Genomic DNA, 16,015 nt, shown 5'->3' with positions numbered 1-16,015 from the left:
GCGGTCCGGCGCGCGAGGGTTCCCCGCGCCGCGGTCTCAGGCGAACAGGGCCGCCACCGCCTGCGCGCACAGGGCCATGAGGCCGCCCGGCACGATGCCCAGGATCAGCACCAGCGCGCCGTTCACCGACAGCACCGAGCGCACGTCCAGGCCGGCTTCGATGGGCGCGGTCTGTGTGGGCGCGTCGAAGTACATCACCTTGACCAGGCGCAGGTAGTAGAAGGCGCCGATCAGCGACATCACCACCGCGAACACGGCCAGGCCGACGTGGAAGGCGCTGGGCGAGGCCAGCAGCGCCTGCAGCACCGAGAGCTTGGCATAGAAGCCCACCAGCGGCGGCACGCCGGCCAGCGAGAACATGCAGGCCGCCATGACGCCGGCGTACAGGGGGCTGCGCTGGTTCAGGCCGGCCAGGTCCTGGATGGTGTCGGACTCGAAGCCCGCGCGCGACAGCAGGATGATCACGCCGAAGGTGCCCAGCGTGGTGAGCACGTAGGTCACCACGTAGAACATGGACGAGCTGTAGGCATTGGCCATGTTGCTGCCGTCGCCGCCGGACACGCCGGCCATCAGGCCCAGCATGAGAAAGCCCATCTGCGCGATGGTGGAGAAGGCCAGCATGCGCTTGAGGTTGCTCTGCGCGATGGCGGCCAGGTTGCCCACCAGCAGCGAGAGCACGGCCAGCACGGCCAGCATTTGCTGCCAGTCCATGGCCAGCGGCTGCAGGCCTTCGACGAGCAGGCGGATCACGATGGCGAAGGCGGCCAGCTTGGGCGCGCCGCCGATGAGCAGCGTGATGGACGTGGGAGCGCCGTGGTACACGTCGGGCACCCACATGTGGAACGGCGCCACGCCCAGCTTGAAGGCCAGGCCCGCGACCACGAACACCAGGCCCAGCACCAGCACCTGGACGGAGCCCTTGAGCGTGGCCTCGCCGCCGGCGATGGACGCCATCACCTGGCCGATGTCGAGCGAGCCCGTGGCACCGTAGACCATGGACAGGCCATAGAGCAGGAAGCCGCTGGCCAGCGCGCCCAGCACAAAGTACTTCATGGCGGCTTCGGTCGCGGCGGTGTCGTCGCGGCGCAGCGCCACCAGCGCGTAGCTGGAGAGCGTGAGCAGTTCCAGGCCCAGGTAGATCACCAGGAAGTTGTGGCCCGAGATCATCACGAACATGCCCAGCAGCGCGAACAGGCTCAGGCTGAACAGCTCGCCACCGCGCAGCATGTCGCGCGCGCCGGCGTAGGCGCGGCCGTAGACCAGCGTGGCCATCAGCGCGATGGTGGCGAAGCACTTGAGCCAGTTGCCCATGGGGTCGCTGACGATCATGCCGCCAAAGCCCTCGATGGTGGTGCCCGAGGCGCCGGCCACACCGAGGAACACCGCGACGACGGCCAGGGTGAGCAGGGTCAGCGCGTAGGTGCTGCCGCGCAGCGGCGTCTTGACCGCGAGGTCGGCCAGCGCAATGACGCAGGTCATCACCGCCAACAGAATTTCCGGGTAGGCCGCGACCCAGCTGAGTTTGTCGATCATGGGGCTGTTCTCGCTCGGTCTATTCTTGTCAATTCAGCTTGGAGTTCGCCACGTGGCGCAGCAGCTCGGCCACGGCCGGGTCCATCACGTCGGTGAAGGGCTTGGGGTACACGCCCATGGCGAGCACGGCGACGGCCAGCAAGGCCATCACCAGGAATTCGCGAGCATTGATGTCGCTCAGGCCTCGCACCTCGTCGTTGCCCGGCTCGCCCAGGTAGACGCGCTTGAACATCCACAGCGAGTAGGCGGCGCCGAAGATCAGGGCCGTGGCGGCCAGCAGGCCGATCCAGAAGTTGGCCTTGACGGCCGCGATGATCACCATCCATTCGCCCACGAAGCCGGCCGTGCCGGGCAGGCCGGCGTTGGCCATGGTGAACAGCAGCGCGAAGGCGGCAAAGCGCGGCATGGTGTTGACCACGCCGCCGTAGTCGGCGATCTCGCGCGAGTGCACCCGGTCGTACAGAACGCCGATGGCCAGGAACATGGCCGCCGACACGAAGCCGTGCGACACCATCTGCACCAGGCCACCGCTCATGCCCAGGTCACTGAAGATGAAGAAGCCCAGCGTCACGAAGCCCATGTGCGCCACGGACGAATAGGCCACCAGCTTCTTCATGTCTTGCTGGACCATGGCCACCAGACCGACGTAGATCACCGCGATCAGTGACAGCGCGATCATCAGCCAGGCCCATTCGTGGGAGGCGTCGGGCAGGATGGGCAGCGAGAAGCGCAGGAAGCCGTAGGCGCCCAGCTTGAGCATGATCGCCGCCAGCACGGCGGAGCCACCGGTGGGCGCCTCCACGTGCACGTCGGGCAGCCAGGTGTGCACCGGCCACATGGGCACCTTCACCGCGAAGGCCGCGAAGAAGGCGAAGAACAGCAGGGTCTGCGCGGTGCCGCCGATGGGCAGGCGGTACCAGTCGCTGAGCGCGAAACTGCCACCCGACTGCACGTACAGGTAGATCAGCGCGATCAGCATGAGCAGCGAGCCCAGCAGCGTGTAGAGGAAGAACTTGAAGGCCGCGTAGATCTTGTTGGGGCCGCCCCAGATGCCGATGATGAGGTACATCGGGATCAGCGTGGCCTCGAAGAACACGTAGAACAGCATCGCGTCCTGCGCGCTGAACACGCCGATCATGAAGCCCGAGAGGATCAGGAAGGCGCCCATGTACTGGTTCACGCGCTCGGTGATCACCTCCCAGCCCGCGATCACCACAATGACGGTGGTGAAAGCCGTGAGCAGCACCAGCCACAGCGAGATGCCGTCCACGCCGAGGTGGTAGTGAACGTTGAAGCTCTCGATCCAGACGGCCTTCTCGACGAACTGCAGGGCCGCGCTGCCGACCTCGAAGCCGGTGTACAGCGGCACGGTGACGGCCAGGCCCGCGAGCGCGCCCAGGAGCGCAACCCAGCGGACCACGCCCGCGTGCTGATCGCGCCCCAGCGCGAGCAGCACGACGCCCACGAGGATCGGCGTCCAGATGGCAAGGCTCAGCAAACCCATGGTCTTTTCTTTCTTCGTTGTCTTATTTCGCGAGCCAGACGAAGTACGTCATGAACAGCATCACCCCCACGAGCATCACCAGCGCGTAGTGGTAGAGGTAGCCGGTCTGCGCGCGGCGCACCACGGCGGCGATGGCGCCGACGATCTTCCAGCTGGCGTTCACCACGCCGCCTTCGATGACGCCACGGTCCCCGCCCTTCCACAGGCCCACGCCCAGGCCGCGCGCGGCGCGGGCCAGCACGTTCTCGTTGAACCAGTCCATGTAGTACTTGTTCTCGAGGACGACCACGATCGGGCGCAGCGCGCGCGCGATGGCCGCGGGCACAGCCGGGTTGACCAGGTAGCAGTACCAGGCGCTCACGGCACCGGCCAGCGCCAGGTACAGCGGCGCCGTGCTGAAGGCGTGCGCGGCCATGGCCCAGGCGCCGTGGAACTCTTCGGCGAAGGTTTTCAGCGCGGGGTGCGCCTCGGCGTTGACGGTGATGGCATCGCGGAAGAAGTCACCGATGACCATGGGTTCGATCGTGAAGTAGCCGATCACCACGGACGGAATGGCCAGCAGCACCAGGGGCAGGGTCACCACCCAGGGCGACTCGTGCGGCTTGCCGTCGCCGTGGCCATGCCCGTGGTCGTCGTGGTGATCGCCATGGTGCGCGTCGGGGTTCTGGTCGTAGCGCTCCTGGCCATGGAAGACCAGGAAGTACAGGCGGAACGAATAGAACGAGGTCACGAACACGCCCGCCAGCACCGCGAAGTGGGCGAACCCGGCGGCCGGCAGGTTGCTGAAATGCACCGCCTCGATGATCGAGTCCTTGGAGTAGAAACCCGAGAACAGCGGCGTGCCGATCAGCGCCAGCGTGCCGATCAGCGAGGTGAGCCAGGTGATGGGCATGTACTTGCGCACGCCGCCCATCCAGCGGATGTCCTGGTTGTGGTGCAGGCCCATGATGACCGAGCCGGCCGCGAGGAACAGCAAGGCCTTGAAGAAGGCGTGCGTCATCAGGTGGAAGACCGCGACCGAGTAGGCCGAGGCGCCGAGCGCCACCGTCATGTAGCCCAGCTGCGAGAGCGTGGAGTAGGCCACCACGCGCTTGATGTCATTCTGGATGATGCCCAGGAAGCCCATGAACAGCGCGGTGATGGCGCCGATGACCATGACGAAGTTGAGCGCCGTGTCGGACAGCTCGTACAGCGGGCTCATGCGCGCGACCATGAAGATGCCGGCCGTCACCATGGTGGCGGCGTGGATCAGCGCGGAGATCGGCGTGGGACCCTCCATGGAGTCGGGCAGCCAGACGTGCAGCGGGAACTGCGCGCTCTTGCCCATGGCGCCGATGAACAGGCAGATGCAGATGACGGTGATCAGCATCCAGTCGGTGCCCGGGAAGCCCAGGGCGCCGAGTTCACCCGCCTTGGCGAAGATCTCGCTGTAGTTCATGGTGCCGGCGTAGGCCACGATCAGGCCGATGCCGAGGATGAAGCCGAAGTCGCCCACCCGGTTGACCAGGAAGGCCTTCATGTTGGCGAAGATCGCCGAGGGCTTGTTGAACCAGAAGCCGATCAGCAGGTAGGACACCAGGCCCACCGCTTCCCAGCCGAAGAACAGCTGCAGCAGGTTGTTGCTCATGACCAGCATGAGCATGGAGAAGGTGAACAGCGAGATGTAGGCGAAGAAGCGGTTGTAGCCGTCGTCGTCTGCCATGTAGCCGATGGTGTAGAGGTGCACCATGAGCGAGACGAAGGTGACCACCACCATCATCATCGCGGTCAGGCCGTCGACCAGGAAGCCGATCTCCATCTTCAGCCCGCCGATGACCATCCATTCGTAGATGGTCTGGTTGAAGCGGGCACCGTCGATCACGTCGGCCAGCGTCATGGCCGACAGAATGAAGGCGACCAGCACGCCCAGGATGGTGGCGCCGTGCGAGGCGCGCCGGCCGATGACGTTGCCGCCGAAGGCGGTGCCCAGGATGCCGGCCACCAGCGAGCCCACCAGGGGCGCCAGCGGCACGGCGAGCAGCGTGGAGGCGGATAGCGTGTTGCTCATGTTCCGATCAGCCCTTGAGCGTGTTGAGTTCTTCGACGCTGATCGACGACTTGTTGCGGAACAGCAGCACGAGGATGGCGAGGCCGATGGCCGACTCGGCGGCCGCCACGGTGAGGATGAAGAACACGAACACCTGGCCGTGCAGGTCGCCCAGGTAGTGCGAGAAGGCCACGAAGTTCATGTTGACCGCGAGCAGCATCAGCTCGATGGCCATGAGCAGCACGATCAGGTTCTTGCGGTTGAGGAAGATGCCGACGACGGAGATCGCGAACAGGATCGCGCCGACCGACAGGAAATGTCCCAGCGTGAGGCCACTCATGCCTTGCCCTCCTCGGTGTTGGGGGTGGCGGCCACGGGCGCCGGCTTGGCGGCGGCCATGGGCACGATCACCAGGCGGTCGCGGGCGCGCACATGGACCTGGTCACCCGGGTTGATGGCCTTGCTGTCCTTGCGCCGGCGCAGCGTCAGCGCGATGGCCGCGACCATGGCCACGAGCAGGATGAAGCCCGCGACCTGGATGGGATAGAGGTAGGCCGAATACAGCAGCTTGCCCAGCTCGCCCGTGTTCGACACGTTGGCGGGCACGGTGGCGGCGGTGGTGGCAATGGAAGGGAAGCCCACCCACAGCACGGCGATCAGCTCGCCGGCCACCACGGCGCCGAGAATGGCCGCCAGCGGGAAGTGGTGCCAGAAGCCGCGGCGCAGCGACTCGATGTTGATGTCCAGCATCATCACCACGAACAGGAACAGCACCATGACGGCGCCGAGGTAGACCAGCACCAGCGTGATGCCCAGGAACTCGGCCTTGAGCAGCAGCCACAGCGCGGCCGCCTGCGAGAAGGAGAGCATCAGGTACAGCACCGCGTGCACGGCGTTGCGCGAGGTGACCACGCGAAAGGCCGCGAACAGCAGCACCGCCGCGAAGAGGTAGAAGAAACCGGTGGTGAAGTCCATGGGATCTCTGGATGGGCTCGGTCGCGCCGCGCTCAGCGGTACTTGGCGTCGGCGGCCTTGGCCGCGGCGATCTGGGGTTCGTAGCGGTCACCCACCGCGAGCAGCATTTCCTTGGTGAAGTACAGGTCGCCGCGCTTTTCGCCGTGGTATTCGAAGATGTGCGTCTCGACGATCGAGTCGACCGGGCAGCTCTCTTCGCAGAAGCCGCAGAAGATGCACTTGGTGAGGTCGATGTCGTAGCGCGTGGTGCGGCGCGTGCCGTCGGCGCGCACGTCGCTTTCGATGGTGATGGCGACGGCGGGGCACACGGCCTCGCAGAGCTTGCAGGCGATGCAGCGCTCTTCGCCGTTCTCGTAGCGGCGCAGCGCGTGCAGGCCGCGAAAGCGCGGCGACAGCGGCGTCTTCTCCTCGGGGAACTGCACCGTGACCTTGCGGCGGAAGGCGTAGCGGCCGGTCAGGGCCATGCCCTTGGCGAGCTCGACGAGCATGAAGCTCTTGAAGAAGTCGCGGAAACTGAAGGGCGCGACGGCGGTGGTGGTACTCATGCTTGTGCCCTCCTCACTGCCAGATGTTCCAGCGCGTCTGCATGAGCGCACCCACGAGCAGCAGCCACACCAGCGTGACGGGGATGAAGATCTTCCAGCCCAGACGCATGATCTGGTCGTAGCGGAAGCGGGGGAAGGTGGCGCGGATCCAGATGAACATGGACACCACCACGAAGGTCTTGAGGCCCAGCCAGATCCAGCCCGGCACCCAGTTGAAGATGGCGCTGTCGATCGGGGGCAGCCAGCCACCCAGGAACATCAGCACGGCCAGGATGGACACCAGCCACATGCTGGCGTACTCGGCGAGAAAGAAGATCGCGAAGCCCATGCCCGAGTACTCGACCATGTGGCCGGCCACGATCTCGGCCTCGCCCTCGACCACGTCAAAGGGGTGGCGGTTGGTTTCGGCCACGCCCGAGATCACGTAGACCACGAAAATAGGCAGCAGCGGCAGCCAGTTCCAGGACAGGAAGTTCAGGCCCATGCCCGCGCCCATGCCGCGGGACTGCGAGTTCACGATCTCGGCCAGGTTCAGGCTGCCGGCGGTCATCACCACCACCAGGAAGCAAAAGCCGATGGCGATCTCGTAGCTCACCATCTGGGCCGAGGCGCGCAGCGCGCCGAGGAAGGCGTACTTCGAGTTCGAGGCCCAGCCCGCGATGATCACGCCGTAGACCTCGATGGAGGTGATGGCCAGGATGACCAGCAGGCCGGCGTTGACGTTGGCCAGCACGGCCTCCGGGCCAAAGGGAATGGCCACCCAGGCGGCCAGCGCCGGCATGATGGCCATGACCGGGCCGAGGCGGAACAGGCCGTTGGCGGCCGCGCTCGGGCGGATCAGCTCCTTGGTCAGCAGCTTGAGCGCGTCGGCGATGGGCTGCAGCAGACCGAAGGGGCCCACGCGGTTGGGGCCGTGGCGCACCTGCATCCAGCCGAGCAGTTTGCGCTCCCAGAGCGTGAGGTAGGCCACCGCGCCCATCAGCGGCGCGAGCACCGCGACGATCTTGATGAGGGCCCAGAGCACGGGCCAGGCCGCCGAGGTCCACCACGCGGCGTTGATGAGGCCCAGGCCGCCGTTGTACATCGCGTCGATCACGCTGCCACCCCTTCTTCTGCGCGCGCGCGGCGGGCATCGGCCGTGAGCTGCAGCGACGGAGCGCGGCGCACCAGGGCGTCGAGTTGGTAGATGCTGGCCACGCAGGGCTTGGCCGCCGCGGGCGTGGTGTCGATGGTCGCGCCGGCGGCCTGGTTGTTGAGGCGCTCGGCCGGCACCAAGCCACCCGACGCGACACCCGGCAGCGCGCGCGCGAGCACGGCCTGCGAGGAGTCGGCATCGAAGCCCGGCAGCTCGAGCAGGTTGCCCAGCACGCGCAGCACCTTCCAGGCCGGGCGCGTGTCGCCCAGGGGGGGCACCACGGCGTGGAAGCTCTGCAGGCGGCCTTCGGCGTTCACGAAGCTGCCGGAGGTCTCGGTGAACGGTGCGATCGGCAGCAGCACGTCGCTCACGTCCAGGTTGGTCTTGAAGGGGCTCAGGGTCACGACCATGTCGGTGTTCGCCAGCCCCTGCAGCCCGGCGGCCGTGTCCTCGGCCTCCACGTTGAGCAGCAGCGCGGCCTTGAGCGCACCGCCGAGCATGCGGCCGGCGTGCAGGCCGCCCTGTCCCGGGACGGCGCCCACGAGCTGCGCGCCCACGGTGTTGGCCGCCTCGGTGAGGTAGCCCACGCTGGCGCCGGTGTGCTGGGCGATGAACTGGGCCAGGGCCAGCAGGCTGGTGGCCTGGGCGTGGTGCGCGGCGGCGTTGCCAAGCAGCACCGCCTTGTGCTCGCCGCCCAGCAGCGAGGCGGCGATGGCGCGCTGCGCGTCGGTCGGCTCGACCGGCACCGGCGCGGACACGCCCTTCTCGGCGGCCACCGCGGCGGCCACGCCGGCCAGGGCCGATGCCCAGGCCGTACTGTCGCTGAGCAGCGTGTGCTTGACGTTCATGGCCCACTGGGGCGCGGCCTCGACCAGCGCACTCAGTTGCGCGCCGCGGCGCACGGCCTGGCGGATGCGTTGCGCGAACAGCGGGTGGTCCTTGCGCAGGTTCGAGCCCACGACCAACACACGCTGCAGCGTGGAGAGCTCGGCGATGGGGCGGCCCAGCCAGCGCGCCTGGCCCTGGGGCGCCACGGCGCCGGGGTCGGCCGCGCGCAGGCGGCTGTCGATGTTCTCGCTGCCCAGGCCGCGCACCAGGGCGCCAGCCAGGGCCAGCTCTTCCACGGTGGCGTGCGGGCTGGCCAGCAGGCCGATGGCGCCCGCGCCGTGCGCGCCCTTGACCTGCCTGAGGCCATTGGCGACGTACTCCAGCGCGGTCTGCCAGTCCACGGTTTTCCACTCACCGCCCTGCTTGAGCATGGGCTGGGTGAGGCGGTCCGCGCCATGGAGCGCTTCGTAGGAGAAGCGGTCGCGGTCAGCGATCCAGCATTCGTTGACCGCCTCGTTCTCGAGCGGCACCACGCGCATCACCTGGTGGTTCTTGACCTGCACCACGAGGTTGGCGCCGGTGGAATCGTGCGGGCTCACGCTCTTGCGGCGCGAGAGTTCCCAGGTGCGCGCGCTGTAGCGGAAGGGCTTGCTGGTGAGCGCGCCCACGGGGCAGATGTCGATCATGTTGCCCGAGAGCTCGGAATCGACCGACTGACCCACGAAGGTCTCGATCTCGGCGTGCTCGCCGCGGTGGCTCATGCCGAGCTCCATGACGCCCGCGATCTCCTGCCCGAAGCGCACGCAGCGCGTGCAGTGGATGCAGCGGCTCATCTCCTCCATGGAGATCAGCGGACCCACATTCTTGTGGAAGACCACGCGCTTTTCTTCCTGGTAGCGCGAGCCGGAGCCACCGTAGCCCACGGCCAGGTCCTGCAGCTGGCATTCGCCGCCCTGGTCGCAGATCGGGCAGTCGAGCGGGTGGTTGATGAGCAGGAACTCCATCACCGACTTCTGGGCCTTGACGGCCTTGTCGCTCTGCGTGCGCACGATCATGCCCTGCGTGACGGGCGTGGCGCAGGCCGGCATGGCCTTGGGCGCCTTCTCCACGTCGACCAGGCACATGCGGCAGTTGGCCGCGATGGACAGCTTCTTGTGGTAGCAGAAGTGGGGGATGTAGGTGCCCGCCTTCTCGGCCGCATGCATGACCATGCTGCCCGGAGGCACTTCGACCTTCTTGCCGTCGAGTTCGATTTCAACCATGGGGATGTCCGTGTTCCTCGTGCTCTCAGGCCGTGGCCGCCTTGTTGCCCGTTTCGGCCTGCGCAGCGTTGATCTTGGCCTCGAACTCGTGGCGGAAGTGCTTGATCATGGCGCGCACCGGCATGGCCGCCGCGTCGCCGAGCGCGCAGATGGTGCGACCCATGATGTTCTCGGCCACGTTGTCGAGCAGGGCCATGTCCTCGGGCCGGCCCAGACCGCGGTCAATGCGGTCGACCATGCGCCAGAGCCAACCCGTGCCCTCGCGGCACGGCGTGCACTGGCCGCAGCTCTCGTGCATGTAGAAGTACGACAGGCGCTTGAGCGACTCGACCATGTCGCGCGAGTCGTCCATCACGATGACGGCACCCGAGCCCAGCATGGAGCCGGCCTTGGCGATGGAGTCGTAGTCCATCGTGCACTCCATCATGATGTGCGCCGGCAGCACCGGGGCCGAGGAGCCGCCGGGGATCACGGCCTTGAGCGTGCGGCCCTTGCGCACGCCGCCGGCGAGTTCGAGCAGCTTGCTGAAGGGCGTGCCCAGCGGGATCTCGAAGTTGCCGGGCATCTCGACGTCGCCGCTGACCGAGAAGATCTTGGTGCCGCCGTTGTTGGGCTTGCCGATCTCCAGGTAGGCCTGGCCGCCGTTGCGGATGATCCAGGGCACCGCCGCGAAGGTCTCGGTGTTGTTGATGGTGGTGGGTTTGCCGTAGAGGCCGAAGCTGGCGGGGAACGGCGGTTTGAAGCGCGGCTGGCCCTTCTTGCCCTCCAGCGATTCGAGCAGCGCGGTTTCCTCGCCGCAGATGTAGGCGCCGAAGCCGTGGTGGCCGTGCAGCTGGAAGCTGAAGCCCGAGCCGAGGATGTTGTCGCCCAGCAGGCCGGCCGCCCTCGCCTCTTCCAGCGCGGCCTCGAAGCGCTCGTACACCTCGAAGATTTCGCCGTGGATGTAGTTGTAGCCCACGCTGATGCCCATGGCGTACGCCGCGATCGCCATGCCTTCGATGACGATGTGCGGGTTGTACATGAGGATGTCGCGGTCCTTGCAGGTACCCGGCTCGCCCTCGTCGGAGTTGCAGACGAGGTACTTCTGCCCCGGGAACTGGCGCGGCATGAAGCTCCACTTGAGGCCGCTGGGGAAGCCCGCGCCGCCGCGGCCACGCAGAGCCGATTCCTTGACGGTGGCGATCACCTGGTCGGGCGTGAGGCCTTCGCCGCCGTCCTTGCCCAGGATCTTGCGCAGGGCCTGGTAGCCGCCGCGCGCCTCGTAGTCCTTGAGGGACCAGTTTTTGCCGTCCAGGTCCGCGTAGATCTGCGGGCTGATGTGGCGGCCATGGAAGCAGGTCTGCACGCCGGTGGCGGCGAACTGGCCGATGATCTGTTGGGCGTTCATCAGGACTGGCCCTCCGCGGCGCGCAGGCCATCGACGAGCTGGTCGAGCTTGTCGTGGCTCATGAAGCTGCACATGTGGCGGTCGTTCACCAGCATCACGGGCGCGTCGGCGCAGGCGCCCAGGCACTCGCTCTGCTGCAGCGTGAACAGGCCGTCGGGCGTGGTCTCGCCCATTTCGATGCCCAGCTTCTTCTCGAGGTGGTGCAGCGCCTTCTGGCCATCGCGCAGCTGGCACGGCAGGTTGGTGCAGACGTTGAGCTTGAACTTGCCCACCGGCCGCTGGTTGTACATGTTGTAGAAGGTCGTGACCTCGTGCACCGCGATCGGCTCGACGCCGAGATAAGCGGCCAGCGCGGCCTCGGCCTCGGTGCTGACCCAGCCCTGCTCCTGCTGGATGATGGACAGGCAGGCCATGACGGCCGAGATGCGCTGCTCGGCCGGGTACTTGGCGACCTCGCGGTCGAAGCGCGCGATGGTCGCGGCGGAAAACTGCACGGGGGTGCTCATCGGTCGATCTCCCCGAAAACGATGTCCATGGTGCCGATGATGGCGACCGCGTCGGCCAGCATGTGGCCGCGCGCCATCTCGTCGAGCGTGGCGAGGTGCGCGAAACCGGGCGCGCGGATCTTCAGTCGGTAGGGCTTGTTGGCCCCGTCGCTCACGAGGTAGATGCCGAACTCGCCCTTGGGATGCTCGACGGCGGCGTAGGCCTCGCCCTCGGGCACGTGGAAACCTTCGGTGAAGAGCTTGAAGTGGTGGATCAGCTCTTCCATGTTGGCCTTCATGGCCTCGCGCGCGGGCGGCGCCACCTTGTGGTTGTCGGTGATCACCGGGCCCGGGTTGGCGCGCAGCCAGGCCACGCACTGCTGGATGATGCGGTTGGACTGCTTCATCTCCTCCATGCGGACGAGGTAGCGGTCATAGGTGTCGCCGGTCTTGCCGACCGGGATGTCGAAGTCCAGGCGGTCGTACACCTCGTAAGGCTGCTTCTTGCGCAGGTCCCAGGCAATGCCGGAGCCGCGCAGCATGGGGCCGGTCATGCCCAGGTTGAGCGCGCGCTCGGGTGGCACCACGCCGATGCCCACGGTGCGCTGCTTCCAGATGCGGTTGTCGGTGAGCAGCGTGTGGTACTCGTCGAGGTAGACCGGGAAGCGCCGGGTGAAGTCGTCGATGAAGTCGAGCAGCGAGCCTTGGCGGTTCTTGTTCAGTTCGTCCACGCCGCGCTGGTTGCGCACCTTGCTCGCCTGGTACTGCGGCATGCTGTCGGGCAGGTCGCGGTAGACGCCGCCGGGACGGAAGTAGGCCGCGTGCATGCGCGCGCCCGACACCGCCTCGTACATGTCGAACAGGTCCTCGCGCTCGCGGAAGGCGTAGATGAGGATGGTGGAGCTGCCGCAGTCGTTGCCGTGCGAGCCCAGCCACATCAGGTGGTTGAGCAGGCGGGTGATCTCGCTGAACATCACGCGGATGTATTGCGCGCGAATCGGCACTTCGATGCCCAGCAGCTTCTCGATGGCCAGGCAGTAGGCGTGCTCGTTGCACATCATGGACACGTAGTCGAGACGGTCCATGTAGGGCAGCGACTGGATGAAAGTCTTGTGCTCGGCGAGCTTTTCGGTCGCGCGGTGCAGCAGGCCGATGTGCGGGTCGGCGCGCTGCACGACCTCGCCGTCGAGCTCGAGCACCAGGCGCAGCACGCCGTGCGCGGCCGGGTGCTGCGGGCCGAAGTTCAGGGTGTAGTTCTTGATCTCTGCCATGTCGGTTCGCCCCGCGCCTTCAGTGCAGGCCGCCGTAGTTGTCCTCGCGGATCACGCGCGGCGTGATCTCGCGGGGTTCGATGGTCACCGGCTCATAGATGACGCGCTGACGCTCGGCGTCGTAGCGCATCTCGACGTGGCCCGAGAGCGGAAAGTCCTTGCGGAACGGGTGGCCGATGAAACCGTAGTCGGTGAGGATGCGGCGCAGGTCGTCGTGGCCATCGAAGACGATGCCGTAGAGGTCGAAGGCCTCGCGCTCGTACCAGTTGGCGCTGTTCCACAAGCCGTTGACCGAGGGCAGCACGGGGAAGTCATCGTCGGCGCAGAACGCGCGCACGCGCACGCGCTGGTTCAGGCTCACCGACAGCAGGTGAGAGACCGCCGCGAAGCGCGGGCCTTCCCAGCGGCCGTCGCCGTAGGTGGAGTAGTCCATGCCGCAGAGGTCGACGAGCTGCTCGAAGCGGGCCTGGGGCGCGTCGCGCAAGGTCTGCATGACATCCAGGTAGGCGGCGGCGTCGACCGTGACCGTGACCTCGCCGCGTTCCAGGTCGACCGCGCGCACGCGGCCGGCGAGCAGTTCCTGGAGGCTGGCCTGCAGGGTCTCGGGCGCGACCAGGTGGTGGTTGGATGCGTCGGTCATGTCGTGGGGCTCGGTGGTGTTCTGTGACTCAGGCGCGGGCAATGGTCTGCGTGCGCCGGATCTTCTGCTGCAGCTGAATGATTCCGTACAGCAGCGCCTCGGCGGTGGGCGGGCAGCCGGGCACGTAGACGTCGACCGGCACGATGCGATCACAGCCGCGCACGACCGAGTAGCTGTAGTGGTAGTAGCCGCCGCCGTTGGCGCAGGAACCCATGGACAGCACCCAGCGCGGCTCGGCCATCTGGTCGTAGACCTTGCGCAGCGCCGGCGCCATCTTGTTGCACAGCGTGCCGGCCACGATCATGAGGTCGGACTGGCGCGGGCTGGCGCGAAAGACCTCGGAGCCGAAGCGCCCGATGTCGTAGCGCGCGGCGGCCGCATGCATCATCTCCACCGCGCAGCAGGCCAGACCAAAGGTCATGGGCCACAGCGAACCGGTCTTGGCCCAGTTCACCACCGCGTCGTAGCTGGTGGTGACAAAGCCTTCCTTGAAGACACCTTCAATCATGTGCTGCTCCGAAGCGCCCGCGCAGCGGGGGTGAACTCACTCCCAGTCCAGGGCGCCCTTTTTCCATTCGTAGGCGAAACCCACCGTGAGGATGGCCAGGAACACCACACCGGCGACGAAGCCCGTCATGCCGATGTCGGAGAAGGCCACGGCCCAGGGGATGAGGAACGCGATTTCGAGGTCGAACAGGATGAAGAGGATGGCCACCAGGTAGTAGCGCACATCGAACTTCATCCGCGCGTCTTCGAAGGCCTCGAAGCCGCATTCGTAAGGGGAGTTCTTCTCGGCGTCCGGCAGGTTCGGGCCGAGGATGAAACCGAGGACCTGGGGAATGATCCCGACCGCGATACCCACGACGATGAACAGAAGCACGGGCAGGTACTGGTCAAGGCTCATGGTGGGGCGGTTCCGTGGACAGGGCCTGCTGGCCCTGCCTTCAACGATCTGGTGCCGACGGCGAGACTCGAACTCGCACAGCTTTCGCCACTACCCCCTCAAGATAGCGTGTCTACCAATTTCACCACGTCGGCTTGGGTCTGCGTTGCCGTGCTCATGAGGGACACTGAGCACTGCGGACAACTCATAGAGTTTACCCTGAATCGCCTCCCCAATCTGGGGAGCGGCCCATCCTTTTTTCATGGGCGTCCCCGAGGCGTCAGGCCCCGCCGCTGGCGGGGTTTCGCATCACTGCGCGGGAATCTGGCCCGCGCCCGTGGGTGCGGGTGCACTGGCGGGCGCCGGGGCATTGCCCGGGGCGGCGGGCGCGGTGGGCGCGGCGGCACCACCCGGGATCTGCTGCACCGGGCTCGCGGGCGCGGCGGGCACGTTCTCGAGCACGCTGCCCGAGCTCGCCGGCGCGGCACGCAGGTTGCCGAAATAGGCCAGACCCAGCGTGCAGGCCAGGAACACACCCGCCAGCACGGCCGTGGTGCGCGACAGGAAGTTCGCGCCGCCCGAGGCGCCGAACAGGCTGGCCGAGCCCGCGCCACCGCCACCGAAGGCGGCGCCCGCGTCGGCGCCTTTGCCGTGCTGCATGAGGATCAAGCCGATCATGCCGAGCGCAGCGAGGATCTGCACCACGAGCAGGAGGGTCAACAGGACGTTCATCAGGTTCTCCGTAAGGGTCGATCAGCGCCTTCGCGGCGCCATCGGTTCGATGCTGTGTTCAGTGGGCGGCGGCAATGATCCGCAGGAAATCGGGCGCCTTGAGCGAGGCCCCGCCGATCAGCCCGCCGTCGATGTCGGGTTGGGCCAGCAGGCTGGCGGCGTTGGCGGCGTTCATGCTGCCGCCATAGAGGATGTGCACACGCTCCGCCTGGTGGGTGGCCGCGGCAAGCTGAGCGCGCAGCACGGCGTGCACCTGCTGGGCCTGCTCGGGCGTGGCCGTCTGGCCGGTGCCGATGGCCCACACGGGCTCGTAGGCGACGACGATTTCGCTCGTGCAGTGCGCCACGGCGTGGATCACAGCGGCCAGCTGGCGCTTGACCACGGCCTCGGTCTGCTCGGCCTCGCGCTCCACCAGGGTCTCGCCCACGCACACGATGGGCGTGATGCCCGCGGCCAGGGCACGCTGCGCCTTGGCAGCGACGGTGGCATCCGTCTCGCCGTGGTACTGACGGCGCTCGGAATGGCCCACGATGGCGTAGCGGCAGCCGAAGTCCTTGAGCATGGCGGCCGACACCTCGCCGGTGTAGGCGCCCTGCTCGTGCGCGGACAGGTCCTGCGCGCCCCAGCCGATCGGGCCGCCGGCCAGCAGGCCCTGCAGCTGCGCGAGGTAGGGCGCGGGCGCGCAGACGGCCACGTCGGCCGAGGGCTGGCCGAGACCGGCCAGCAGCGCGCGCAGCAGCGCCTCGTTGGCGGCCAGGCCGCCGTTCATCTTCCAGTTGCCGGCGATGAGCTTTTTCTTCGTCATGACA

General features: G+C 67.1%; 16 protein-coding genes and 1 tRNA gene. All 17 read right to left on the bottom strand.

The features are described from left to right. Positions 1-36: 36 nt before the first annotated feature. Entirely contained in the window at positions 37-1,533 is a 1,497-nt protein-coding gene (gene nuoN, locus DY262_RS17665; protein WP_116960411.1) for an NADH-quinone oxidoreductase subunit NuoN, read from the bottom strand. Positions 1,534-1,561: 28 nt separating this feature from the next. Next, positions 1,562-3,037 (bottom strand): NADH-quinone oxidoreductase subunit M, encoded by a 1,476-nt coding sequence (locus DY262_RS17660; protein ID WP_116960410.1) that lies wholly within the window; start codon positions 3,035-3,037, stop codon positions 1,562-1,564. A 22-nt stretch (positions 3,038-3,059) separates the two neighbouring features. Then, positions 3,060-5,084 (bottom strand): NADH-quinone oxidoreductase subunit L, encoded by a 2,025-nt coding sequence (nuoL, locus tag DY262_RS17655; protein ID WP_116960409.1) that lies wholly within the window; start codon positions 5,082-5,084, stop codon positions 3,060-3,062. A 7-nt stretch (positions 5,085-5,091) separates the two neighbouring features. After that, positions 5,092-5,403 carry an NADH-quinone oxidoreductase subunit NuoK gene (nuoK, locus tag DY262_RS17650; protein ID WP_070397646.1) on the bottom strand — a complete coding sequence of 104 codons (312 nt, stop codon included), beginning with the start codon at positions 5,401-5,403 and terminating at the stop codon, positions 5,092-5,094. Then, complete coding sequence (locus DY262_RS17645) at positions 5,400-6,038, bottom strand: NADH-quinone oxidoreductase subunit J (RefSeq protein WP_116960408.1); 639 nt, start codon at positions 6,036-6,038, stop codon at positions 5,400-5,402. Before DY262_RS17645 ends, nuoK begins: the two co-directional genes overlap by 4 nt. Positions 6,039-6,070: 32 nt before the next feature. Further along, on the bottom strand, positions 6,071-6,583 hold the full coding sequence (gene nuoI / locus DY262_RS17640) for an NADH-quinone oxidoreductase subunit NuoI (RefSeq protein WP_070397644.1): 513 nt from the start codon (positions 6,581-6,583) through the stop codon (positions 6,071-6,073). Between the two features lie 13 nt (positions 6,584-6,596). Then, a complete protein-coding gene (gene nuoH, locus DY262_RS17635) occupies positions 6,597-7,679 on the bottom strand; it encodes an NADH-quinone oxidoreductase subunit NuoH (RefSeq protein WP_116960407.1) in 1,083 nt (360 codons plus the stop codon). Further along, complete coding sequence (gene nuoG, locus DY262_RS17630; RefSeq protein ID WP_116960406.1) at positions 7,676-9,808, bottom strand: NADH-quinone oxidoreductase subunit NuoG; 2,133 nt, start codon at positions 9,806-9,808, stop codon at positions 7,676-7,678. The genes nuoH and nuoG overlap by 4 nt, the downstream gene beginning before the upstream one ends. Positions 9,809-9,833: 25 nt before the next feature. Continuing rightward, entirely contained in the window at positions 9,834-11,195 is a 1,362-nt protein-coding gene (gene nuoF, locus DY262_RS17625) for an NADH-quinone oxidoreductase subunit NuoF (protein WP_116960405.1), read from the bottom strand. Then, complete coding sequence (gene nuoE / locus DY262_RS17620) at positions 11,195-11,701, bottom strand: NADH-quinone oxidoreductase subunit NuoE (protein ID WP_116960404.1); 507 nt, start codon at positions 11,699-11,701, stop codon at positions 11,195-11,197. Before nuoE ends, nuoF begins: the two co-directional genes overlap by 1 nt. Beyond that, positions 11,698-12,951, bottom strand: a complete 1,254-nt coding sequence (locus DY262_RS17615) for an NADH-quinone oxidoreductase subunit D (RefSeq protein ID WP_070397639.1) — start codon at positions 12,949-12,951, stop codon at positions 11,698-11,700. Before DY262_RS17615 ends, nuoE begins: the two co-directional genes overlap by 4 nt. Before the next feature lie 19 nt (positions 12,952-12,970). Further along, a complete protein-coding gene (locus DY262_RS17610; protein WP_116960499.1) occupies positions 12,971-13,591 on the bottom strand; it encodes an NADH-quinone oxidoreductase subunit C in 621 nt (206 codons plus the stop codon). 28 nt (positions 13,592-13,619) lie between these two features. Continuing rightward, a complete protein-coding gene (locus DY262_RS17605) occupies positions 13,620-14,099 on the bottom strand; it encodes a NuoB/complex I 20 kDa subunit family protein (protein WP_009520160.1) in 480 nt (159 codons plus the stop codon). 36 nt (positions 14,100-14,135) lie between these two features. Next, complete coding sequence (locus DY262_RS17600; RefSeq protein WP_070397638.1) at positions 14,136-14,495, bottom strand: NADH-quinone oxidoreductase subunit A; 360 nt, start codon at positions 14,493-14,495, stop codon at positions 14,136-14,138. A 49-nt stretch (positions 14,496-14,544) separates the two neighbouring features. After that, positions 14,545-14,629 (bottom strand) — tRNA-Leu (locus DY262_RS17595). Between the two features lie 154 nt (positions 14,630-14,783). Further along, entirely contained in the window at positions 14,784-15,206 is a 423-nt protein-coding gene (gene secG, locus DY262_RS17590) for a preprotein translocase subunit SecG (RefSeq protein WP_116960403.1), read from the bottom strand. Positions 15,207-15,264: 58 nt separating this feature from the next. After that, positions 15,265-16,011 (bottom strand): triose-phosphate isomerase, encoded by a 747-nt coding sequence (tpiA, locus tag DY262_RS17585; protein ID WP_116960402.1) that lies wholly within the window; start codon positions 16,009-16,011, stop codon positions 15,265-15,267. Positions 16,012-16,015: the final 4 nt, after the last annotated feature.

Origin of the sequence: Hydrogenophaga borbori, assembly GCF_003417535.1 — a bacterium.
Classification (GTDB): Bacteria; Pseudomonadota; Gammaproteobacteria; order Burkholderiales; family Burkholderiaceae_C; genus Hydrogenophaga; species Hydrogenophaga borbori.
Note: the sequence above shows the minus strand (reverse complement) of the source record. Positions and strands in the feature narration are given on the sequence as shown.

Bases quoted from the DNA above. Each gene is read 5' to 3' on its own strand.
- nuoN (WP_116960411.1), bottom strand. From the start codon at position 1,533: ATGATCGACAAACTCAGCTGGGTCGCGGCCTACCCGGAAATTCTGTTG.
- DY262_RS17660 (WP_116960410.1), bottom strand. From the start codon at position 3,037: ATGGGTTTGCTGAGCCTTGCCATCTGGACGCCGATCCTCGTGGGCGTC.
- nuoL (WP_116960409.1), bottom strand. From the start codon at position 5,084: ATGAGCAACACGCTATCCGCCTCCACGCTGCTCGCCGTGCCGCTGGCG.
- nuoK (WP_070397646.1), bottom strand. From the start codon at position 5,403: ATGAGTGGCCTCACGCTGGGACATTTCCTGTCGGTCGGCGCGATCCTG.
- DY262_RS17645 (WP_116960408.1), bottom strand. From the start codon at position 6,038: ATGGACTTCACCACCGGTTTCTTCTACCTCTTCGCGGCGGTGCTGCTG.
- nuoI (WP_070397644.1), bottom strand. From the start codon at position 6,583: ATGAGTACCACCACCGCCGTCGCGCCCTTCAGTTTCCGCGACTTCTTC.
- nuoG (WP_116960406.1), bottom strand. From the start codon at position 9,808: ATGGTTGAAATCGAACTCGACGGCAAGAAGGTCGAAGTGCCTCCGGGC.
- nuoF (WP_116960405.1), bottom strand. From the start codon at position 11,195: ATGAACGCCCAACAGATCATCGGCCAGTTCGCCGCCACCGGCGTGCAG.
- nuoE (WP_116960404.1), bottom strand. From the start codon at position 11,701: ATGAGCACCCCCGTGCAGTTTTCCGCCGCGACCATCGCGCGCTTCGAC.
- DY262_RS17615 (WP_070397639.1), bottom strand. From the start codon at position 12,951: ATGGCAGAGATCAAGAACTACACCCTGAACTTCGGCCCGCAGCACCCG.
- DY262_RS17610 (WP_116960499.1), bottom strand. From the start codon at position 13,591: ATGACCGACGCATCCAACCACCACCTGGTCGCGCCCGAGACCCTGCAG.
- DY262_RS17605 (WP_009520160.1), bottom strand. From the start codon at position 14,099: ATGATTGAAGGTGTCTTCAAGGAAGGCTTTGTCACCACCAGCTACGAC.
- DY262_RS17600 (WP_070397638.1), bottom strand. From the start codon at position 14,495: ATGAGCCTTGACCAGTACCTGCCCGTGCTTCTGTTCATCGTCGTGGGT.
- secG (WP_116960403.1), bottom strand. From the start codon at position 15,206: ATGAACGTCCTGTTGACCCTCCTGCTCGTGGTGCAGATCCTCGCTGCG.
- tpiA (WP_116960402.1), bottom strand. From the start codon at position 16,011: ATGACGAAGAAAAAGCTCATCGCCGGCAACTGGAAGATGAACGGCGGC.